Source organism: Pseudomonas sp. Z1-29 (genome assembly GCF_051131995.1).
In the GTDB taxonomy this organism is placed as follows: domain Bacteria; phylum Pseudomonadota; class Gammaproteobacteria; order Pseudomonadales; family Pseudomonadaceae; genus Aquipseudomonas.
Window position 1 is genome coordinate 762233 of the sequence record NZ_CP071645.1, and the last position, 22722, is coordinate 784954.

Sequence of the window (22722 nt, forward strand, 5' to 3'; positions counted from 1 at the left end):
TGGTAATGGTTGATAATTCAGCCTAAGCGTCTGTCGGATCGTGCTGTTACAATGCCCGCCTCTGCGAATCTCCAGTACTAGATCAGGAGCACACCGGTGCCTGTCGTTTTTGTTGCCGCTTCCAAGCTGCCAACACCCTTTGCGCAATTCACCATGCATGGTTTTCTCGATGAAGCCACCGGCCGCGAGCACGTCGTGCTCAGCCTGGGTGATTTCGCCGACGGCGCTCCGGTACTCGGTCGCCTGCACTCCGAATGCCTGACGGGCGATGCCTTGTTCAGCCAGCGCTGCGACTGCGGCTCGCAACTCGAAGCGGCCCTGCAGGCCATTGCTCGCGAGGGCCGTGGCGTACTGCTGTACCTGCGCCAGGAAGGCCGCGGCATCGGCCTGTTGAACAAGATCCGTGCCTACGAGCTGCAAGACGGCGGCGCCGATACTGTCGAAGCCAACGAGCGCCTCGGGTTTGCCGCCGACTTGCGTGACTACAGCATTTGCCAACCGATGCTCGAACACCTGGGCATCAAGTCCTTGCGACTGATGACCAACAACCCGCGCAAGGTCAAGGCATTGACCGACATGGGCGTAGTGGTGGCGGAGCGCGTGCCGCTGCATACCGGGCACAACCCGCACAACAAGCTTTACCTGGCAACCAAGGCCAGCAAGCTCGACCACATGATGGGCAACGAGCACCAGGGCGAGGTCGACCGGGCGTGACGCGTGGTCAGGTTCGGCGGCGGCTGGCCGTCAGTTGGTGGCAATACCTGGCGCTGGCGTTGCTGCCGCTGTTCGTGATCAACGCGGTGTTCGGCCAGGGCGAAGCGATTCTGCCGGTGTTGGCGATGCCGCTGTTTATCGCCGGCGTGGCGTCGATGTTTGTCAGCCTGCGATTTTTCGGCGGTTATAAAAACGCCCTGGTCGCCACGCAGAAATCCCTCGATACACCGGAAGAACCCCAAGCCTGGATCACTCTCGCGGCTCGGCGTCGCGCAGCGTTTCTGGCGGCAGGCCTGCCGGCATGGATTGGCGCGCTGGCGGTGTTTGTCGGGTTGGAAGCGGTACCGCTGATGCTCCTGGCGTTATCCACGGCGGTGCTGTTCTACCTGTACCGCATCCCGCGCCAGCTCGGCTGATGCGTCTCTGGCTGGCGGTTCTGCTGCTGGCCGCCAGCGCTTCGACGGCGGCGGCCAATCGTGTCGTCAGCCTGGCGCCGTCGCTCTCTGAAATTGTCGTTGAACTAGGCTCCGCCGACCTGCTGGTGGGTGTGCTGGACGGTGGCGATCGTCCACCGGTCCTGAAGGACCTGCCGTCGGTGGGCCGTTATGGCCAGCTGGATATGGAGCGCTTGCTTAGCCTCCAGCCCGATCTGCTCCTGCTCTGGCCCGGCAGTATCGGCCCGGCCCAGCGCGAACAGCTCAAGGGCCTGGGCATTCCGATTTATATCGCCGAGTCCCACAGCCTCGACCAGCTCCTCCACCAAATCGAAGACATCGCCGCCCAGCTCGGCCGCCCGGAGCGGGGCGTGCAACGGGCAGCGCAATTGCGCTTGCGCCTGGAGACGCTGCGCCAACGCTACCGACGGGAGACGCCGTTGCCGGTGTTCTATCAGGTCTGGGATCGGCCGCTGTACACCGTGGGCGGCCGACAGATCATCAGTGATGCGTTGTCAGTGTGCGGCGCGCGCAACGTCTTTGCAGACCTGGACCTGCCGGCGCCGCAAGTGAGCGTGGAGTCGGTATTGCAGCGCCAACCGCAGGTGGTCCTGGCTACGGAGCAGGCGCAGCTTGACGCCTGGAAAGCCTGGCCGGTGGCGCAGGGGCGGTTGTTGCTGGTCAAGGATAAAGGTCTGGAGCGGGCCAGCGGGCAGATGATCGAGGCGACGGCGCGGTTGTGTGAGTTGATTGCGCCAGACCGGTAGACCGCGGTGCGCCTTTCGCGAGCAGGCCCGCTCCCACAGGGGGTGGCGTATTCACCGCAATCCACTGTGGGAGCGAGCCTGCTCGCGAAGAGGCCGATTTAATCCCTAAAGATTCCGGATCAGAGGGAAGGCGTCCAGGTCACCCCAAACAACCACGCCCGCCCTTCCTCCCGATACCCATACTGTTCCCCGTCATGGCTATACAGCGCCCGGCTGTAATTCTGGTCCAGCAGGTTATCGACCTTCATCTCAAGCTTCACTTCCCGGCTCAACGCCCAACTGCCGCGCACTCCGAGCAGCGCATAGCCGCCCAGGGCGTTGCGGTTGTTTTCGTCGTCGTAACTGCTGCTCACCGCTTGCCAGCTCGCGCCGAGGCCGAGGCGATCGAATTGCCGGTCCAGGTCGAGGCTCAACGTGCGGCGGGCGCGGCGTGCCAGGGTGTGGCCGCTGTCGCGGTCGCGCGGGTCGATGATCGCCAGGCCGAGGTTGCCCTGCCAGCCGAACAGTTCCTGCCGGTAGGCCATTTCGAAACCGTTGATCCGCGCCGAAGCGACGTTTTGCGGCCGTGAATTGCTGCCGAAGATGATCGCGTCTTCCAGGTTCGTGCGGTACAGGGACGCTTCCAGGCGAGCGCTGTCGCTCAGTTGGCTGCGCCATTGCAATTCGTAGCTTCTGGCCGTCTCGGGTTTCAGGTCCGGGTTGCTGAAGTCCGGGTAGTAAAGATCGTTGAAGGTCGGCGCGCGGAAGCTTTCGCTGTAAGTCAGCAACACGTCGTTGGTCGGGTTGACCGGCAGGGTAAGGGTGCCGCTCCAGCTGTTCTGGCCGCCGAACTGCTGGTTCTGGTCGCGGCGCAGGCCCAGCTCGGTCGAGAACGTTTCGGCCTGGAATCGGTGCTGGATGAATGCCGCACGATTCCAGCGGCTGTCTTCGTCGAACGGCGTGGTGCTGTTGACGCGGTCCTGGTACCAGTCGCCGCCGAGGATCAGGCTGTTGCGTTCGTCCAGGGTCACGTCGTTCTGCCAGGTCAGCGAGTCGCGATAAGTGTTGAACACCTCCCGGACATCGCTGAGCTTGTCGAACGTTTTTTCCCGGTTCTCGCTGTGGCCCAGCTCGAGGCGAGATTTCCACGCGTCGTTGATCCGCCCATCGACATAACCGCTGAAACTGCTGACCGCAAATTCACTGTAGGGCTGCTGGGGCAGCGATTCGAAGGTGTTGGGGTCGAAGCGGCCGAACGGGTTGTCGTATTCGCTTTTGCCACGGTTATCCAGCAGGTTCAGGCCAACTTCCAGGTCGTCGCTGGCTGCATGGCTCAGGCTGAGACTGAAGGACTGGTTGCGGTTGGCATCGGCGTCGCGGTCGCTGGCGTAGGACTCATGGGTCCGATTGCTCCCCTCGCTTTCGTCGAGGCTGGCGCCCAGGTTGAAACGGGTCTGCTCGTCGCCACCGGACAGACCGAGGCTGCGCTCCCAGGTCTGATGATTGCCGACGCCCATATGCAGGCGTGGCTGCAGGCCTTGTTGGGCGCCTCGACGGGTGAAAATCTGAATGACCCCGCCCACCGCATCGGCGCCGTAGATCACCGAGCGCGAACCGCGCAGCACTTCCACCCGTTCGATCTGGTTGATATTCAAGCGTTGCAGATTGCTGTCGCCGGAGGTCGCGTTGCCGATGCGCTGGCCGTCCACCAGCACCAGGCTCTGGGCCGACTTGGTGCCGCGAATGTAGATCCCCGGCAGGCTGCCGCGCCCGCCCAACGGCGCCACCTGTACGCCGGGCACGCGGCTGAGCAGGTCGGTGACACTGGCCGGTTGCAGGCGTTCGATGTCGTCGCGGGTGAAGATTGTGTTGGCGGCGCTGCTGTCATTGCGCGCCTCGACCTGGCGATTGGCGCTGATCAGGATGTCAGGCAGCTTGAGGGCCTGGTCGCGTTCGAAGGTCTCGGCGAGCAGGTTGAAGGTCGGGAGCAGGGCGAGGGCTAGGGTGAGGCGGCGTTTCATTGATGTTCCGTGATTTTTGGGTCCACACAAAAACCAATGTGGGAGCGAGCCTGCTCGCGAAAGCGTCAGGTCAGTCAATACAGCGGTCGACTGATCCAACGCTTTCGCGAGCAGGCTCGCTCCCACAAAGGCTCAATGAAGTCTGGAGAGTTACAGGCCCAGCAACTGCAACCGCAGCCGCACCGCCGCTTCGATCCCCAGCTCGTCCAGCCCGCATTCGGCGAGCATCTGCGCCGGCTTGGCGTGCTCGACGTAGATGTCCGGCAACCCCAGGTGCAGCACCGACTTGAGGATGTTTTCCCGGGCCAGGAACTCGCTGACCGCCGCGCCGGCGCCGCCCATGATGGCGTTCTCCTCGATGGTCGCGAGCAGTTCGTGGCTGCCGGCCATCTCGCGCACCAGGGCTTCGTCCAGCGGTTTGACGAAACGCATGTCCACCACGGTGGCGTCGAGTTTTTCGGCGACCTTCAAGGCTTCCGCCAGCTGTACACCAAACACCAGCAGGGCGGTTTGCTTGCCGTGGCGGCGGATCACGCCTTTGCCGATCTCGATCGGCTCCAGGTCGCTTTCGATCGTTGCATTCGGGCCGGTGCCACGCGGGTAGCGCACCGCCGCCGGACCGTTGAACAGGTGGCCGGTGGTGAGCATCTTGCGCAATTCGTTCTCGTCGCTCGGCGTCATCACCAGCATGCCGGGGATGCAGCGCAGGTAGGACAGGTCGAAGCTGCCGGCATGGGTCGGACCGTCTTCGCCCACCAGGCCCGCCCGGTCAATGGCGAACAGCACGTCGAGGTTCTGCACGGCGACGTCATGCACCAGTTGGTCATAGCCGCGTTGCAGGAACGTCGAATAGATCGCCACCACCGGTTTGGCGCCTTCGCAGGCCATGCCGGCGGCGAGCGTAACGGCATGCTGTTCGGCAATTGCCACGTCGAAATAACGCTGCGGGTAACGTTCGCTGAACGCCACCAGGTCCGAACCTTCCTTCATCGCCGGGGTAATGCCCACCAGGCGCGGGTCGGCGTCGGCCATGTCGCACAGCCATTGGCCGAACACGCCGGAATACTTCGGTCCGCCGGCCTTTTTCGGCGCGGCGGCGGGGGCATCCAGGGGTTCGAGCTTGGTGATCGCGTGATAGCCGATCGGGTCGACTTCCGCCGGAGCGAAGCCTTTGCCTTTCTTGGTGACCACGTGCAGGAACTGCGGGCCCTTGAGATCGCGCATGTTGCGCAGGGTGGCGATCAGCGTCGGCAGATCGTGGCCGTCGATGGGACCGATGTAGTTCCAGCCCAGCTCTTCGAACAGCGTGCCGGGGACCAGCATGCCCTTGGCATATTCTTCGGTACGGCGGGCGATTTCCCAGGCGCCGGGCAGGCGCGACAAGACCTTCTTGCTGCCTTCGCGCATGCTCGCGTAGGTGCGGCTGGAGAGGATCTTCGCCAGGTAGTTGGACAAGCCGCCGACATTGCGCGAGATCGACATGTCGTTGTCGTTGAGGATCACCAGCATGTTGGCGTCGACTTCAGGGGCGTGGTTCAGCGCCTCGAAGGCCATGCCCGCCGTCAACGCACCATCGCCGATCACGGCGATCGCCTTGCGTTCGCTGTTCTGCAGGCGGGCGGCAATGGCCATGCCAAGGGCAGCGCTGATGGAGGTGCTGGAATGACCGACGCCAAAGGTGTCGTACTCGCTCTCGGAACGGCGCGGAAAAGCCGCGATGCCGTCCTTCTGGCGCAGCGTGCCCATGCGGTCGCGGCGGCCGGTGAGGATTTTATGCGGGTAGGCCTGATGGCCAACGTCCCACACCAGGCGATCGTCCGGAGTGTCGAAGACGTAATGCAGGGCGATGGTCAGCTCGATGACGCCCAGGCCAGCGCCGAAATGCCCACCGGTCTGGCCGACCGTGTAGAGCAATTCCAGGCGCAACTCATCGGCCAGGGTTTCCAGCTCGGCTTCACCCAGCCGACGCAAGCCGTCCGGCGTGTTGGCGCGGTCCAGCAAGGGCGTGGACGGGCGTGTGCGGGGAATCTCTTGGAACGTCGTGGGCATCAGGCGAATCGTTATAGGTATAAAAGAGGCGGCAGTTTACCTTATGCATCGCAAGCTGCCCACGCGTTGGCCGGAACTTGGCCGATACGCACATGTAATTGGGTTGACCGTGTATCAGCTGCGTCGTTCGACGATATAACGCGCCAGCTCGCGCAACGGTTCGGCGGCCGCGTCAAAGGGTCGCAGCGCGTCCAGGGCCTGGTCGCGCAGCTCCATCGCGTAGGCCTTGGCGGCCTCGAGTCCGAGCAGGGCCGGGTAGGTCGGCTTGTCACGGGCGATGTCGGCGCCCTGGCGTTTGCCGAGAGTCTGGGTATCGCTTTCGACGTCGAGAATATCGTCCTGCACCTGGAAGGCCAGGCCGATGGCCCGGGCGTAGGTTTGCAGGGCTTGCAGCTGTTCAGGCGTAGCCCGGCCGCTGGCCAGGGCGCCGAGCCGGACGCTGGCTTCGATCAGCGCGCCGGTCTTGTGCCGATGCATGTATTCCAGGGCGTCCTGGTCGAGTTTCAAGCCCACCGAACCGAGGTCGATGGCCTGGCCGCCGACCATGCCAGCCGGGCCTGCCGCTTGTGCCAGGGCGCTGATCATGTCCAGGCGAACCTCTGCCGGGCAATTGCTCAGGGCCGGGTCCAGCAGGGCGCTGAAAGCCAGGCTTTGCAAACCGTCGCCTGCGAGGATCGCGCAGGCTTCGTCGAATTTCTTGTGCGTGGTCGGCTGGCCGCGACGCAGGTCGTCATCGTCCATGGCCGGCAAGTCGTCGTGCACCAGCGAATAGGCGTGGATCAGCTCCACCGCGCAGGCCGCGCCGTTGGCCTGCTCGGCAGCGCCGCCAAGGGCTTCGCACGCGGCATAGGCGAGCAACGGACGCACGCGCTTGCCGCCGTTCATCACGCTATAGCGCATGGCTTCGTACAGTCGCGCCAGTTCAGGGCTCGGGGCGGCGAACAAGCTGTCCAGCGCGGCATTGACCCGGGCCTGACTGCTGGCCTGATACGCGCCGATCATTCAGGCTGTTCCGCGTCGAACGGTTCTTCGGTCAGCTCGCCGTCGCGTTCCAGCAGCAGTTGCACTTTCTGCTCGGCCTGGGCCAGCGCCGCCTGGCAGTCGCGAGTCAAGCCGATACCCTGCTCGAAAGCGGTCAGCGAGTCTTCCAGCGACAGTTCGCCGTTCTCCAGGCGTTCGACCAGCGCTTGCAGGTCGGCCAGAGATTGTTCGAAATCCAGTGCAGCTTTCTTGCGGGCCATGGCGGCTATTCCGGTTGACTGTTAAACCGGCGCGACACTAGCAGACATGGGGGGTTGGGGCAAATCAGGGTGGGGTTTATCGCAGCGCAGCGGGTGAGCTGAGACGGACCGCTTTTGTGGCGAGGGAGCTTGCTCCCGCTGGGCTGCGAAGCAGGCCCAACGCTGCGCAGGCTTACCCAGATTGCGACTGCTGCGCAGTCGAGCGGGAGCAAGCTCCCTCGCCACGGGGTATTCAGTCAGCTGGATAATTGATGCGATAACGGGTGCTGCGTCCCCCGCCGGGCATCCGCTCCAGGCAGCCCTTCTCCAACAGCTCCGTCAGGTGTCGCGTGGCCGTTGCCTTGGAGACCTTGGCCACGGCTTGGTACTGAGCTGCGCTGATGCCCTGCTCGAACCCCTTTTCATCACCGTCGAGCAATCGGTCCAGCGCTTTGATCTGTTCCGGTGAGAGCGCCGAGTCGCGATGGACTTGCCAGAAACGCGTCTTGCCCAGAACACTTTCGATATTGGTCATTGCCTTCTGCAGGCTGCGCAAAAGCGTTTGCAGGAACCAGTTCAACCAGTCGGTGATATCCAGCGTGGCCCTCTGGCTGTTTTCCAGGATTCGGTAATAACCAACGCGATCATCCAGAATGCTCACCGACATCGCGTGGAAACGGATCGCCTGGGCCTCGCCCTGGGCCAGTGCAAGATCGGTCAGGGTGCGTGTCAGGCGGCCATTGCCATCGTCGAATGGGTGCAGGGTTACAAACCAGAAATGAGCGATGCCGGCACGTAGCAGCGGATCAATGCTGGACTGATGACGGCTGGCTTCGAACCAGTCGATGAACTGTTGCAATTGTTGCTCAAGTCCTTTTCGAGGCGGCGCTTCGAAATGCACGGTAGGCCGCTCCAGCCTTCCCGAAACCACTTGCATCGGTTCGTCACCGCGCAGTGCACCTATGCGGATCCGCCGATGGGCAAGGTCGCTGATTTGATCAGGAAATAGCCACTCATGCCATTCCAGCAAGCGTTCGACAGTCAAGGGCTGGTTGAAATGCCGAGTCGCATCCAACAGCAGCTTCGCCAAGCCTTCGCTGCGCTGAGTGACCGAAGTGTCATCGGCGTGTTCCAGGCCCAGGCGGCGGGCCAGGGACGAGCGCACCGAGCCGACATTCAACTGTTCTCCTTCGATAGCTGAAGAGGACACGATGTTTTGCAACAAGGCATCAAGTTCGTTCTGCACGCTGATTGACGCCGTGACCGCGCCCGTCATGCCCAGCAACCGACCTTGCGCCTGTACGCATTCCCTTAGCGCCGGCGCCAATGCTTCAGCTTGCCAGTGAAAGTCGGGCCATTCGGCCTGCTGCCAGATCCAATGAGCTGCCATGAGTCTGTCCAAAAGTGAGTGAGCCGAATAATAGCGCTATTCGGCTCATTTAGTGAGCCGAATAAAGTCCCTATTCGGCTCACGCTATTCTCAGTCCGTGATTTCGCACACAGAATCGCGCGTTCCCCGATTGTGAAAAATCCGTCAAATGGCTACTCTTCGCGCCATCTACGGCCCCTTGTAACGGGGCCTTCAGACGTAATCCGAATAATGACAAACAGCGCCCGGGGAAGGGCGCCGGGTTGCGTTGTGCATGGCAGGAGGCATTCGTGCGTTTTCTTTTTTTATCGATCGTGCTGCTCGGTGCGCCTTTGGCGTGGGCCGGGCCTTCGGCCGAGTTGTCGGAGCCGGTCGGTGGCTGGCGTTATAGCGGCTTGCTCGATCGCACGGAAAACCCTCAGGTCGCCTATCCGACACCGCCCATTGACCGAGGCATCCAGCGCAATCGCACGATGATCGAAGGTCGGATCAAGGACATGGGCGCGGCGCGCCAGCCCCACAGCCTGGCAGTCAACGGCAACCCGTTGAATCTCTATACCGACGACGAGGGGCGTTTTGCCCGGCCGTATGCCTTTGGCGCCGGCTCCAACAGCGTCGAGGTGCGCAGCTCCGAAGGCCAGTCCCTCAAGCGCGTGCAATTTTATGAAGCCAACAACCTGCGCACCCCGGCGCAAATTCGCGTGGTGCTGGGCTGGGACGACCCCAAGGCCGAACTCGACCTGCATATCGTCACACCCGATGGCCAGCATGCATTCTTCGGCCAGCCGGCGCTGAGCAATGGCGGCGGCCTCGACCCGGACGGCGTCGATGGCCCCGGCCCCGAGATGTTCACCATGACCGCGCCGATGCACGGTACCTACCTGGTCTACGTGAACTATTGGGGCAACTACGGCAGCGGCGGCTACAACTTCGATGAAACGAGCAACCAGAACGAGGTGATCACCTCGCAGATCAACCTGGTGCTCAACGAAAACACCGTCGATGAAAAACGCGAGACCTTTGTCGTGCCCCTGCGCGCCATTGGCGATCTGTTGCTGGTCAAGACTTTCAATTACTAAGTATCCGCTCCACGGATGAACAGGCCCTTGTGAATATGAGCGACAACACTGCTTCCCCGACCACGCCGACCCCTGTCGCCAAACCAGTGCGCCGCTGGCCGGCGATACTGATCGGGCTATGCCTGGTGACCGGCGTGGCCGCCGGGTTGGGCTGGTTCATGACCAAGCCCAAGGCGCCGCCCACGGAGCTGGCGTTGGAAAAGCTCGGCGTGAGCCGTCCCGACGGTCTGCTCGAGGCGCACTCCTTGAGCCAATTGCCCAAGGACCTGCTGGCCGTGCCGTTCCTCAAGGCCACGCTCACCGAGGATTTCGTCTTCTATTACGAAGCTCACGCCGACCGCCTCGGCCTGATTGGCAGCCTGCGCCGGATCATTTACGAGCATGATCTCAAGCTGCAGGACAGCCTGATTGAGCAGCTTTTCGACCAGCCAGCCGACGTCGCGCTGTGGCGCGGTGCGGACGGCCGACTCAAGGATTTCCTGCTGGTGATGGACCGTGGCGGATTGGCGAAGGTGCTGGAGCCGTTGGCGAAAGTCGCCCTGGACGACACCCAGTTGAGCAAGCTCGGCGACCTGAAGGTAGGCGGCGACGAAGTCGCGCTCTACCAACTGAGCTATAACGCCAGCAAATCCCTGGTCTTCGCGTCCCATGGCGACAAGCTGGTGGTGCTGTCCAACCCGACCAAGCTCTACGACCAGGGAAGTGGCCCTACCGACGAACCGGGCATGATCTCGACCCAGGCCCTCGAAGCGTTGCTGGCCGGTGAGAAACTCTTCCCGGAAGCCTTCGGCCTGCCGCCCAAGGCGCCGCAGGTCAAGCAGCGCATCTCGGTCAACGCCAGCGTGCTCGCCATGGGTTACCAGCGTTTCATTCCGAACTTCGCCGGCTTGCGTTTCGACATGGACGACAAGGGCTGGCACAGCTTCCTGGCCATGGACGAATTGGAGAACCAGCCGGACTTCGATTTCAAGCCAATCTGGCAAGCCATGCCGATGGGCGCCAGTGCTTGCGTAGCCTTGCCCCTGGCCGCCGAGCAGCAGAAGCCCCTGCTGGTAAAACTCGGTGCCGACGAAAAAGCCGCCCAGGCCATGGTTGATCACGTGGCGGGTGCGGCAGGCCTGTGCTGGTACGCCGAGTCGCGCCTGTACACCCCGCTGCTGGTGGCAAACCTGAACGAAGACGACGGCAAGCTCGACGCCGACCTGGGCAAGCTGTTCGGTTCGATGGTGGGCGCCTATGAAAACAATGTCGCCGAACATGCGTTCCCGGTTGTAGAGAAGCAGCAAGGCGCGATGCACCAATGGCAACGCCAGGTCAGCTCCAACTTCGGCCCCTACCTGGCCAAGGACGCTGAGCAGCCCGAGTCGATCACCGGCAAGGCGTTCATGCGTATCAGCCTGGCACGCCACGGTTCGACCCTGCTGTTCTCCCTTGACGACAAACTGGTCGACAAGGCCCTCGGCACCCTCGACAAACGCTTTCCGCCCATGGCCGATGTAGTGCCCAAGGACCAGTTGATGCCGGTCTACTTTGGCCCCGACTCCATGGCGCAACTGATGCAGCGCGAAACCCTCGACAGCCTGCCCCAGGACATGGAACCGGTGTTCTATAACGCCGCGCAAACCTACCTGATTCCGAAACTGCGCACCCTCGGCGGCTACGGCAAATACGCCCTGACCTTGCCTGCAGGCAGCGAGCCGGACGGCCATTGGCAATGGTTGCCGCTGGAATGGAAAGCGCTGTGACAGGACTGATCCGCACTCCCGGATTGGCGCTGCTGCTGGCATTGCTGCTCGGCGCGCGGGCGTTCGCCGACGAGGCGCCGCCGCTGGATGCGCAACAATCCCAGGTCTTTCGGGCCTGGTTCGTGCGCATCGCCCAGGAACAACTGAGCAAAGGCCCGAGCCCGCGTTGGTACCAGCAGGACTGCGCCGGACTGGTGCGTTTCGCTGCCAACGAAGCGCTGAAAGTCCATGACCAGAAATGGTTGCGCAGCAATGGCCTGTCCAACCGCTACCTGCCGCCGGAGCTGCCGCTGAGCGATGCGCAACGGCGCCTCGCCCAGCAATGGCAACAGGGCGGCGGCAAGGTCGGGCCCTATGTCAACGCGATCAAGCTGATCCAGTTCAACAGCCGTCTGGTGGGCCGCGATGTCACCCAGGCCCGGCCCGGCGACCTGATGTTCTTCGACCAGGGCGACGACCAGCACCTGATGATCTGGATGGGCCGCTACATCGCCTATCACACCGGCACTACCACCCCCACTGACAACGGCATGCGTTCCGCAAGCCTGCAACAACTCATGAACTGGAAGGACACCCGATGGATACCCGACGCAGCCAACCCCAACTTCATCGGCGTCTATCGACTCAACTTTCTCACCCAATGACCGGTGCCCGCATGCTGCGCTTGTGTTCGAAACTGCCCCTGCTGTTTGCCCTGTTGCTGGCACCTCTCGTGAATGCCGAAGACACCGTGGAGCCCAGCGGCTACACGCCGGTGTCCGGTGAAAGCTTCTTCCTGCTAGCCGACAGCAGTTTCGCCAGCGACGAGCAGGCGATGGTCCGTCTCGAAGCGCCGGGTCGCGACTACCGCCGGTTCCGCATGGAGCCCTACGGCGGCGCCGATATCCGCGTCTATCGCATCGAAAAGCCACTGGAGTTCCTCAAGCGCCAGAAGAACCTGCATCGCGTGGTCAGCGACGGCCAGTTCAAGGGCGAAGGCTTGTCCAATACCCTCGCGTACCTGTGGGACAACTGGTATCGCAAGTCCCGCCGGGTGATGCAGCGGGCGTTCTCCTACGAGTCCCGCCAGCAAGTCACTGAAGAAGTGCCGGAGCTGAAGGTCGGCAATGCCCTGATCGCGCCGACCCCGTACGACGCTCCAGCGCAATTCGCCTTGATCCCCGGCTTGCCGGTGGTCAGCCAGTTCCGCTATCCGCTGTGGCAGGCCAAACCGATCCAGCCACCGGCCGGCGTCGACCTGGCCGGTTCGTCCAGCGACTTTGTCAGCGTCGCGCCGGGCAATGTCTACGTCCCGCTGGGCCAGTTGAAGCCGGGCCTGTACCTGGTGGAAGCGCTGATCGGCAAGTACCGGGCGACGACGATGGTCTTTGTCTCCAACACCGTGGCCGTGAGCAAGATTGCCGGCGACGAATTGCTGGTCTGGGCCGCGCGCAAGCATGAGGGCCGTTCGGTGCCCAAGGTCAACGTGCTGTGGACCGACGGCCTGGGCGTGATGAGCAGCGGTGCCACCGATGAAGACGGCCTGCTGCGCCTCAAGCACGTCAGCCCGGAGCGTTCGTTCGTCATTGGCGAGGACGAAGAGGGCGGGGTGTTCGTCTCGGAAAACTTTTACTACGACAGCGAAATCTACGACACCAAGCTTTACGCGTTCACTGACCGGCCGCTGTACCGGCCGGGGGATTGGGTGTCACTGAAGATCGTTGGCCGGGAGTTCAAGAACGCCCGCGACTCGGTGCAACCGACCGCCGCCGACGTCAACGTCAGCGTGCTGGACGCGACCGGCACTGCGCTGCAAACCCTGGCCCTGAAACTCGACTCCAAGGCCGGCACCCAGGGCCGTTTCCAATTGCCGGAAAATGCCGTGGCCGGTGGTTATGAGTTGCGCTTCAGCTACAAGGATCAGCTCTACAGCAGCGCCTTTCGCGTGGCTGAATACGTCAAGCCGCATTTCGAAATCGCCCTGAACCTCGCCAAGCAGGATTACCGCACCGGCGAGCCGGTCAAGGGCAATCTGGTGTTGCTGTACCCGGACGGCAAGCCCGTGGCGGACGCCAAGGTCAGCCTGAGTCTGCGCGCCCAGCAACTGTCGATGGTAGATAACGAGCTGCAATACCTGGGGCAATTCCCGGTGGAGCTGACCAGCAGCGAAGTGACCACCGACGCCAAGGGCAACGCGGTCCTCGACCTGCCGGCCGCCGACAAGCCAAGCCGCTACACACTTACTGTATTCGCCAGCGATGGCGCGGCCTATCGGGTCAAGACCAGCAAGGAAATCCTCATCGATCGTGGCGCGGCGAATTTCCGCCTGGGCGCTCCCCAGCGGTTCAGCGCCGTCGGCCAGAAAGTGTCGTTCAGCTACGCCAACGAAGGCGGCAACGAGCAGGCCAAGGCCGTGACCCCGGGCAGCTACGCCTGGGTACGCCTGGAAGACCAGAGCACCGGCGAAGGCAAGCTGGCGGCCAAGGACAAGGGTTTCAGCCTGTCCTTCGAGCGTCCTGGCACCTACAACCTGACGCTCAAGGACGACCACGGCCGGGTCATTGGCGCGGTCGCGCATGCGGTAACCGGTGAAGGTATCAAGGCCGTGCCGGGCACGGTCGAGATCGTCTTCGACAAGCCTGAATACAAGACCGGTGACGAAGCCCTGGCCTTGATCACTTTCCCGGAACCGGTCAGCGACGCGCTGCTGTCCCTGGAGCGGGACAAGGTCGAGGCTACCGCGCTACTGACCAAGGGCGCCGACTGGCTGAAGATGGAAAAGCTCAGCGACACCCAATACCGCGCGCGCATTGCCGTGAAAGACAACTTTGCGCCGAACCTGACCTTCTCGGTGCTGTACACCAAGGGCGGCCAGTACAGCTTCCAGAACGCCGGCATCAAGGTGGTTGCGCCGCAGATCGACGTGGCCATCACCACCGATAAAGCCACGTATCGCCCGGGCGACACCGTAACCGTGGACTTGGGCACCCAGTTCGCCGGCAAGGCGATCCCGGCGCACCTGACCGTCAGCGTCGTCGATGAAATGGTCTATGCCCTGCAACCGGAAGTGGCGCCCACCATCGACCAGTTCTTCTATCACCCACGCCGCAACAACGTGCGCACCAGCGCCAGCCTGTCATTCATCAGCTACGACGTGGCGCTGCCGGGCAGCCCTGGCGCACCGGGCAAGGCCAACCGCAGCGAGCGTGGCGTCAAGGTGCTGGAACGGCCGCGTCGCGAAGACGTCGACACCGCCGCATGGCAACCGGAGCTGGTCACCGACGCCAACGGCAAGGCCCGCTTTACCTTCAAGATGCCGGACTCCCTGACCCGCTGGCGCATCACCGCCAAGGCAATCGCTGACGACGGCCAGGTGGGGCAGAAGAAGCAGTTCATCGCCTCGGAAAAACCGCTGTACCTGAAGTGGAGCGGCCCGACCCGCTTCCGCGTGGGCGACAAGCCGCAACTGGGCCTGTTCGTCTTCAGCCAGTCGGAAAAACCGCTCAAGGCCGAACTGTTGATCCGCTACGCCGGCGCCGAACAGCGTGTGGTCGCGGACCTGAAAAATGGCATCAACTACGTCGCGCTGCCGACCATGGAGCTGAGCAACGGCGACTTGACCGTGCAGTTGCAACTCAATGGCGAAACCCAGGACGCCCTGGCCATGCACCTCAATGCCAGCGGCAACGGTTGGCAAGTCACCCAGAGCCAGCGCCTCGACGTCATGAGTGACGCCACGCCACTGAACCTGCCGGCCGACGCCAGTGACATTCGCCTGCGCCTGGATGACAGCCCGCAAGCGCTGTTCCGTTCGGCCCTGGACGACCTGTTGAGCTACCCGTACGGCGGCGTCGAACAGACCGCCAGCCGCTTGTTGCCGTTGAGTATTGCCTACCCGTCCCTGGCGTCGAACCCGCAGATCCGCGACCGCTTGCGTTTGATCATGCAGAACAGTCGCTTGCGCCTGGTGCAGATGGCCGGCCCGTCGGCGAGCTTCACCTGGTGGGGCCAGGATGGCGAGCCGGATGCATTCCTCACCGCCTACGCTTATTACGCCGACTGGCACGCCAGCAAGGCCCTGGACCTGAACCTGCCGCCGGAACACTGGCAGCGAGTGCTGGAGGTCTATGCCAAGCAGGCCGGTGAGACGCCATTGCTGCAACGTGCCCTGATCCTGTCGTTCGCCAAACAGATGCAACTGCCGGTGAACACCTTGATCAGCGGTCTGATGGACGACCTGGCGAAGGCCAGCGAAGACAGCACCGAGAGCGTGCTGGACAGTGGCGAGGACAGCCTCGTCATGTACGCGCCGGATTCAGCCCTCGGCCTGGCCAGCGCCCGTGTCCTGACGGCATCGCTGGCCAAGCAGGTAAAAGTGCCAATGCCGGCGGCCTTCAGTCGCCAGGCAGACGCCGCGCAACAGCAGTTGGAACTCAGCTCCCAGCCGTTCGTCGAGGCCTTGCTCTTGTCGATGCAGAGCTTCGATCAGGCGCGCGCCGCCGCGTTGCTGCAGCGCGTGTTGCCACAGCAATCCACGCTGGAACGTGCCCTGGCCCTGACTTGGTTGCAGCGCAGTATCGAACAGGCACCGGCGGCCACAACCCTGGAACCGGCCGAAGGCTGGGCAGCCAAGCAGGGCGCGACCGGTGAAACCTACTGGCAGTGGCAGGGCGCGCAGCTACCAACGATGCTGACCCTGACCAGTGCCCAGGCGCGTCCGGTGCAGGCGTCATTGAGCTTCCAGAGCCAGCAAGCGCCAATTGCGCCGATGGCCGTGTCCATCACCCGCCGCCTGTCGCGCCTCGTCCCGGGCGACGAAGCGTTTACCTTCAAGCTCGAAGCCGTCGGCAACAAGCCGTTGTCCAGCGACAGCCTCTATCTGGATGAAGTGATCATCAACAGCAAGGCCTCGACGCCGCTGCGCTACGGCATGCTCGAAGTGCCGCTGCCGCCGGGCGCTGATGTGGAGCGCACCACGTGGGGCATCCAGTTGCTGGGCAAGGCCGACAGCGAACCGACGTCCCTGGAAAAGGCCCGTTTCGAGCCGGGCCAGATGGCTTACGCGGTCCCGGTGGATGCCCTTAGTGGCGAACTGCGCCTGCGGCACCTGGTGCGTTTCTCCCAGAAGGGCCAGTTCACCCTGCCGCCGGTGCGTTTCACCCAGGTGTATGCGCCGCAAAACCAGGCTCGCGAACAGAAACCGGCGCTCGGTCAGGTGACGGTCAACTGACATGCGCAGGCCTTGGGGCTGGTGGCTGTTGTGCTTGATTCCTGCGCTGGCGACAGCGCAGGAGGAGCCCTTGCGCCTGGCTTTCGACGGTCAGCTGCTGCGAGTGAGCCAGACCCAGGTGCTGGACCGCCAGCCGTTGCCGGACGCGTTGACGGCACCGTTGGGCAGCCTGTGGAAGCTCTTCGTCTACGCCTGGCTGGTGGACACCGATGCTCGCGAGCCGGTCTATGAGTGTCGCGGCGAATCGAAAGAAGAAGTCTATTGCTGCACTGCCGGGCAGAGCATCGGCCGTGATCAGGCGCTGGTGAAGTCCTGCGGCTTGTACTTCGAACCGCAACGGCTCGGGCTTTCGGCGCCGGACTGGCGAGATTACTGGCAAGCGCGCCGGGCGCCGAACTGGTTGCTGGACTTGCCGACCTTGCAGCCGCAAACCCAGGTACCCGTTGCAGAACTGCTCAAGGCGCTGGCCACGTTGCCGGCCCAGGATCAGGCCCGGCAGGTATTACTCGACGTGGTACTCGGCGCTGCGGATGGGCGATTGGTCGGTCAATTGGGTGGTCGCCTGCGGGTCAAGACCTGGAGCTGGCTGGGTGACCGGGGCCCAGCGTCGCGCCAGGGCGGTTTCGCCGGTTGGTTGGCCGATGGCACGCCCGTCTGGGCCGGTGGGCGCGGTACCAGCCAGCAGGTGCTGAAGAAGTATGGCGATGGCTTGGCCACGGCATTGCCGTCGCGCTGGCCGGCGGAAACCGGGCGTTGCGTGGAAGTAGGCCTGTTTGCCCGTTATCCGTTGCAGCGGGTCATGGCTGGCGACCGTCCTGCCACGCCGGGTCAGCTGCGCGGCGATTACCGTGTCGAGTTCACCAATGGCAACCAATTGGATATCCACAGCGACGGCGAGCTGTTCCTGCTGCCTGGCAAGCTGGTCGCGCGACTGGATCGGGAAGAATACGTCGCCCGGGTCCTGCAACGCGAAGCCAAGGCCGAACCGGTCGAAGCGGCCAAGGCATTGGCCGTGGCGATTCGCACCTACCTGCTGCAAAACGCCGGGCGCAATGGTGATTGCCTGAGCATCGATGACAGCAGTCACCGCCAGCGCGTCGCCCCGCGTCCGGCGGCGCCTGAAACCCGCGCGATTGCCGCGTGGACCACTGATCTGGTCCTGGCCGGCACTGACGTCACTTACCACTCAGATCAACCGGGCCCGGACAAATTGTCCTGGGCCCAAGCCGTTGAACAAGCCAACGGCGGCCAACGCTACGACGCCATCCTGCTGCATGCGTATCCGCGTGCCAGCCTCAGCCGCTGGGACAACCCGGTAGCGTCCTGCGAAGCGTTGCCCGCGGCCCAGGACTGGTTGCTGAAGCAGCGCCGTGGCTGGCGTCAGCGCCTGGAAAGCGAAGTGGGCTACAACGAAATCAGCGCTTTCGCGGTCTGCCGCGTCGCCTTCGGCCGGCCGTATGTCGACCGCGAGCGCCAGCGCATCTACGTACGTGGCGTGCTGTCGCTGCAAGACCGCCTCGACCTCACACACGAATACCTGCACCTGGCCTTTGAGGCTCACCCCAACGGCCAGGACGAAACCTATATCGAAGGGCTCGCCCGTCACCTCTTGCTGGAATAGACCATGACACTCCGTTATCCACAGGTCTTGTTGTTGCTTTGTGCCTTGACCGCGTTGCCACCGGCCATGGCTGCCGACCCCATCAAGCTCGACACTCCCGTCGGCGGCTGGCGCAGCGGTGCGCCGGGGGGCGAGGGCGAAAGCTTCAGCCAGACCGTCAACTACCCGGCCTCGTCGGTCAATACGCCCCCGGGCCAGGCCGACACCGCGCGCATCAGCGGCCAGATCAAAGGCGCGCCCAAGGACAGCAATGCACCAGGACAATTGATCGTCAACGGCGTAAGCCTGCCGCTGAAAACAGATGAAGAAGGCCGTTTCGACCGACCGTTCTCATTCCCCAATGGCAGCAACAGCGTTGAAGTGCGCAGCGCCGATGGTCAGCAGCGCCACCGCACGCAGTTCCTCAACACCACCGGCGGCGCCACCCCGGCCAAGCTGCGGGTCCTGCTGACTTGGGATAGCGACGGCACCGACCTCGACCTGCACCTGGTGACGCCCGATGGCGCCCACATCTGGTACGGCGACCGCGCCGTCGCCAACGGCGCCGCGCTCGACGTCGACGTCACCACCGGCTACGGCCCGGAAATCTTCGCCATGCCCGCGCCGATCAAAGGCCAGTACCTGGTATACGTGAATTATTACGGCGGCGGCTACCGCAGTGACGAGGATGAGGAGGGCGACCGCGAGCAGGTGGAGCAGGCGCAACAGGCCCTGACCACGGCGCAGGTAACGGTGATTACTGAAGAGGGCACACCGAGCGAGAAAATGGAAACGTTTGTGGTGCCGATGCGGGCGGTCGGGGAGCTGACATTGATCAAGAGCTTCAGCTATCCGTGAGGGAATAGAAGGGGGGGCTGCCGCGCAGCCCAGCGGGAGCAAGGGATCCTGGGGTGAATGCCGATTTGTGAACGCTCGGGAACCCTGTGGGAGCGAGCCTGCTCGCGAAGACGGTGGCATATTCAACATCAATGCAAGCTGACCCACCGATTCGCGAGCAGGCTCGCTCCCACAGGTGGCATCAGTGTATTTGTGACAAATAAAAATCTCACGCGTGAGCTATTGTGGGGTTTGCAAAGTACCTGTAGTGTTTCTCACGCGTGAGTTTTTCACAGTGGGGTCAATGCCATGCCAACCAGCTCTCCAGCAGATCCACCTGACGGCTCTGTGACCGAGTCAGTGAGCCGCACGGAAGATCGCGCCAAGCCCTCGGCGAAAAAACCGTCGAGCTTCTACATGAAGCAGATGCGCGCGGGCCTGAGTGCCGCAGGCTATGTAAAACACGAGACTTGGGTGCTTCCCGAAAATCGAGGCCTGCTCAAGCAAATGGAGAAACAGCTACGCCAACCGATTCTGGCTGGCTCATTCATGTCGGAGAATTACATGAGCGCAGGTAATAACTGGAACATCGACCGTCTCTACAGCGCCCTTCAGGCCCTGGACGAAGTGGTCGCGAACGACATCACCCTGAGCCTCGTCCAAGGCTCCGAATCCAGCATCAAGCTGGAAATGAATGACTTCGGCGGCTTGCCGATCTACATCGCCGTGGTCGGCGACCAGATCATCGTCGACACCGTCCTGGTGGATGTCGAGTCGATCAACGACGTAGCGGCCTTCAACGACGCCGTGTTGCGCAGCCGGGAAATGTTTCCGCTGTCGTCCATCGGCATCGAGACCATGCCCAACGGCCAGGTCGTCTACAACATGTTCGGTGCGTTGAGCTCCGACTCCAGCCTGACCAACATCGTCACCGAGGTGAAAACCCTCGTTGACAATGTGCAGCGTGCCAGCGAAGCCTTCGAACGCTTCTTCATTTAATTCGCCAACAGGAACTATCCAATGACTCAGTCCATCTGGAGCAAATTGTTCACCGCGCTGCGAGGCGGTGCCAATGAAGTCGGCGAATCGATCGTCGATCAACAGGCCCTGCGCATCCTCGACCAGGAAATTCGCGACGCCGACACCGCGCTGGCCAACGCCAAGCGCGAGCTGGTCACGATCATGGCCAAGCACAAGCTGGCGACCGATCGCGTCGGCGAATACAACGCCAAGATCAAGGACCTGGAAGCCAAGGCCCTGGCCGCGATCCAGGCCAACCGCGAGGATCTGGCATTGGAGGTGGCCGAAGCCATTTCGACCCTGACCAACGAACTGGACGCCGAGCAAAAGCACGCAACCGAATTCGGCGGTTACGCGGAAAACATGCGCAAGGACATCACCAAGGCCGAAAGCCGCATCAAGAGCCTGCGTCAGCAAGTGGACATGGCCAAGGCCCGGGAAAGCGTGCAGAAGGCCCAGGTCAGTGCTTCGATTGCCAGCGGCGGCGCCAATGGCAAGCTGGAAACAGCGGTCGGTACACTCAATCGCCTGCAAGCCAAGCAACAGCAGCGGGCCGCTGAACTGCAAGCCCAGGACGAACTGGCCGAGGCTTCGACCGGCTCCGACCTGGAGCGCAAGCTGCGTGACGCCGGCATCACGCCGAACGAAGGCAGCGCCAACGCGATCCTGGAACGCCTGAAGAAAAAATCGGCTGAGTGATCGGTACACATTGTCCTGAGTGAACCCGTGGCGAGGGAGCTTGCTCCCGCTGGACTGCGCAGCAGTCCCATTCTTTGGGGGCCGCTTCGCGCCCCAGCGGGAGCAAGCTCCCTCGCCACAAGGACTGTGCTCGGCCTGCCTGCTCGTCGGATTTATTGTCACCAAGGTACTTCTATCCAGGCCGCACAACAGGTTTAATGCTGTCCGGCCACTACGCTCGAGCACCCAACTGCCCGCGCGATTATCCCGCCAGGAACGAAGCCCCACGGAGTCAGGGACGAAATGTCGATTTTCCTTCTGTTGCGCGCGTACGCTTCGTCGTTCTTCCATCGATTCGGCTGGGCCGGCCTGGCCATTGCGCTGGGCGTGCACCTGTCCACGGCCTGGATCGGCCTGGTATTGCTGGGCGAGCAGCACCTTATCGCCGCCGCCACGTTCACCTACTTCTATCTCACCACCACGCTCACCGTAGGCTATGGCGATCTCGCGCCGCAGACTGCGGCGGGACGGGTGTTCGTGGCTACCTGGGTGATGCTCGGGGGCATTGCGCTGCTGACGGCAGCCATCGGCAAAACCACCAGCAGCGTCATCGATGTATGGAGAAAAGGCATGAAAGGCAAAGGCGATTTCACCGGCCAGGTCGGCCATACGGTTCTCATCGGGTGGGAGGGCGCCTCCAGCGAGCGGGTCATTGAATTATTGCTGCAGGACGAAACGTCCAATGACAACCTGATCGTCATCTGCGATTGCGATCTCGAAGAAAACCCCATGCCCGGCAAGGCCTCGTTCATCAAGGGCGACAGCCTGTCCTCGGTCGCCCTGTTACAGCGCGCCGGCGTACCCGGCGCCGAGCGCGTGCTGGTGCGAACCCATTCCGACGACCTGACCCTGGCCACGGTGCTGGCGGTCAATCGGCTGGGGCCCGTCGGGCATGTGGTCGCCCACTTCAATGACAGCGAAATTGCCGCCCTCGCCAGCGCCTATGCGCCGAGCCTGGAATGCACCTCCAGCATGGCCATCGAAATGCTCGTGCGGGCCTCCCAGGACCCGGGCTCGTCAGTGGTCATCAATGAATTGCTCTGTGTCGGCGAAGGCGCCACCCAATACCTGATGAAATTGCCCGATGCGTTTGAAGCGACGTTCGGCGACCTCTACGGCCGAATGAAAGAGCAGCACAACGCTACGCTGATCGGCTACCGCGCCAAGGGTGCCCGACACCCATCGATCAATCCGCCTGGCACCACGCGCATCGCGGGTGGAGAACTCTTCTACATCGCGTCCGCGCGGCTCAAGGAAATTGCCCATGGGGTGGTTTAAACAGTTGATGGGGCTTGAGGCCCCGAACGCGAACAAGACAGCCAGCCATGACTCGCCCGTCAGCGGTCCGCTGGGCCTGGCCTCCGGCAAGCAGGTCATGTTCGATGCCACGCTCAAGTTGTTGCTCGACGGCAACAGCACCGTGGTCATCCCCGGCTCCCAACAGATCTGGAGCCTGGGCATCGTCGACCTCGGGCAGTCGAACTGGCTGTCGCGCTGCTACATGAACGACGAAGACTACTGGCTGCAAGTTCACACCAGCGGCGACGTCGCCGGGCAGGTCGAGTCGGTGATCCTGTTCAATTACCTCAGCTACGTCACGATCAACAGCGAAGCGGAGTTGCGTCGGCTGGCTGGCCCGGAAAGCCTGATCGGCCTGCCGACCTACACCCACGACGGTGTCGAATACACCCGTGAATGGGGCTCCGAAGCTGGCCAGACAGAGCTGGTGGCGTTGAGCGAGCGCGTGAGCAATCCGCAAGAATCCTACAGCGTCGAGCACCGCTCGATGCTGTACGCCCGCGAAACCGGCCTGACCGATCGCCGGGAATTCCTGCTGTTCTCTGTCGAAGAGGACGCCGAAGGCACCGTCAGCCTGAGCACTTCGCTGGGTATTTCGCTGTACACCACTGACCTGAACACTCTTTGAATAAGGAAGAATTC

At 62.8% G+C, this 22722-nt stretch carries 18 protein-coding genes; 13 read left to right on the forward strand and 5 right to left on the reverse strand.

Annotation, left to right across the window (positions count from 1 at the left end):
- The first annotated feature begins 96 nt into the window (after positions 1-96).
- The 3 genes from ribA to J3P84_RS03640 are packed head-to-tail and all read left to right on the forward strand — an operon-like array spanning position 97 to position 1915.
- Entirely contained in the window at positions 97-714 is a 618-nt protein-coding gene (gene ribA / locus J3P84_RS03630; RefSeq protein ID WP_305498489.1) for a GTP cyclohydrolase II, read from the forward strand.
- Positions 711-1130 carry an MFS transporter gene (locus tag J3P84_RS03635; protein WP_434627853.1) on the forward strand — a complete coding sequence of 140 codons (420 nt, stop codon included), beginning with the start codon at positions 711-713 and terminating at the stop codon, positions 1128-1130. Before ribA ends, J3P84_RS03635 begins: the two co-directional genes overlap by 4 nt.
- Positions 1130-1915 carry a cobalamin-binding protein gene (locus J3P84_RS03640; RefSeq protein ID WP_434627856.1) on the forward strand — a complete coding sequence of 262 codons (786 nt, stop codon included), beginning with the start codon at positions 1130-1132 and terminating at the stop codon, positions 1913-1915. Before J3P84_RS03635 ends, J3P84_RS03640 begins: the two co-directional genes overlap by 1 nt.
- A 119-nt stretch (positions 1916-2034) precedes the next feature.
- On the opposite strand, the gene J3P84_RS03645 is transcribed toward J3P84_RS03640, so the two are convergent.
- The 5 genes from J3P84_RS03645 to J3P84_RS03665 form a co-directional block, all read right to left on the reverse strand.
- Positions 2035-3915 carry a TonB-dependent receptor domain-containing protein gene (locus J3P84_RS03645; RefSeq protein ID WP_434627859.1) on the reverse strand — a complete coding sequence of 627 codons (1881 nt, stop codon included), beginning with the start codon at positions 3913-3915 and terminating at the stop codon, positions 2035-2037.
- Between the two features lie 150 nt (positions 3916-4065).
- Positions 4066-5964, reverse strand: coding sequence for a 1-deoxy-D-xylulose-5-phosphate synthase (dxs, locus tag J3P84_RS03650; protein ID WP_434627862.1), 1899 nt, complete (start codon positions 5962-5964; stop codon positions 4066-4068).
- A 114-nt stretch (positions 5965-6078) separates the two neighbouring features.
- Positions 6079-6966 (reverse strand): (2E,6E)-farnesyl diphosphate synthase, encoded by an 888-nt coding sequence (gene ispA / locus J3P84_RS03655; RefSeq protein ID WP_434627865.1) that lies wholly within the window; start codon positions 6964-6966, stop codon positions 6079-6081.
- Positions 6963-7205: an exodeoxyribonuclease VII small subunit gene (locus J3P84_RS03660; RefSeq protein WP_305498501.1), complete on the reverse strand. Its 243-nt coding sequence runs from the start codon at positions 7203-7205 to the stop codon at positions 6963-6965. The genes ispA and J3P84_RS03660 overlap by 4 nt, the downstream gene beginning before the upstream one ends.
- A 232-nt stretch (positions 7206-7437) precedes the next feature.
- On the reverse strand, positions 7438-8574 hold the full coding sequence (locus tag J3P84_RS03665) for a Fic family protein (protein WP_434627868.1): 1137 nt from the start codon (positions 8572-8574) through the stop codon (positions 7438-7440).
- Between the two features lie 269 nt (positions 8575-8843).
- On the opposite strand from J3P84_RS03665, the gene J3P84_RS03670 reads away from it, so the two are divergent.
- From J3P84_RS03670 to J3P84_RS03715, 10 genes are all read left to right on the forward strand, one after another.
- The gene (locus J3P84_RS03670; RefSeq protein ID WP_434627871.1) at positions 8844-9632 is read left to right on the forward strand and encodes a YfaP family protein; all 789 of its coding nucleotides are present in this window, start codon (positions 8844-8846) and stop codon (positions 9630-9632) included.
- Between the two features lie 35 nt (positions 9633-9667).
- A complete protein-coding gene (locus J3P84_RS03675) occupies positions 9668-11377 on the forward strand; it encodes a DUF2138 domain-containing protein (RefSeq protein ID WP_434627874.1) in 1710 nt (569 codons plus the stop codon).
- Positions 11362-12021, forward strand: coding sequence for a DUF1175 domain-containing protein (locus tag J3P84_RS03680; RefSeq protein WP_434627877.1), 660 nt, complete (start codon positions 11362-11364; stop codon positions 12019-12021). Before J3P84_RS03675 ends, J3P84_RS03680 begins: the two co-directional genes overlap by 16 nt.
- Positions 12018-16586, forward strand: coding sequence for an alpha-2-macroglobulin family protein (locus tag J3P84_RS03685; protein WP_434631147.1), 4569 nt, complete (start codon positions 12018-12020; stop codon positions 16584-16586). Before J3P84_RS03680 ends, J3P84_RS03685 begins: the two co-directional genes overlap by 4 nt.
- Before the next feature lies 1 nt (position 16587).
- Entirely contained in the window at positions 16588-18207 is a 1620-nt protein-coding gene (locus J3P84_RS03690) for a DUF2300 domain-containing protein (protein ID WP_434627879.1), read from the forward strand.
- Positions 18208-18210: 3 nt separating this feature from the next.
- Positions 18211-19044: a YfaP family protein gene (locus tag J3P84_RS03695; protein WP_434627882.1), complete on the forward strand. Its 834-nt coding sequence runs from the start codon at positions 18211-18213 to the stop codon at positions 19042-19044.
- A 396-nt stretch (positions 19045-19440) separates the two neighbouring features.
- Positions 19441-20022, forward strand: a complete 582-nt coding sequence (locus tag J3P84_RS03700; RefSeq protein ID WP_434627885.1) for a YjfI family protein — start codon at positions 19441-19443, stop codon at positions 20020-20022.
- 21 nt (positions 20023-20043) lie between these two features.
- Positions 20044-20742: a PspA/IM30 family protein gene (locus J3P84_RS03705; protein WP_434601949.1), complete on the forward strand. Its 699-nt coding sequence runs from the start codon at positions 20044-20046 to the stop codon at positions 20740-20742.
- 282 nt (positions 20743-21024) lie between these two features.
- Positions 21025-22059 (forward strand): ion channel, encoded by a 1035-nt coding sequence (locus J3P84_RS03710; protein WP_434571554.1) that lies wholly within the window; start codon positions 21025-21027, stop codon positions 22057-22059.
- Positions 22046-22708 (forward strand): DUF2491 family protein, encoded by a 663-nt coding sequence (locus tag J3P84_RS03715; RefSeq protein WP_434627888.1) that lies wholly within the window; start codon positions 22046-22048, stop codon positions 22706-22708. The genes J3P84_RS03710 and J3P84_RS03715 overlap by 14 nt, the downstream gene beginning before the upstream one ends.
- Positions 22709-22722: the final 14 nt, after the last annotated feature.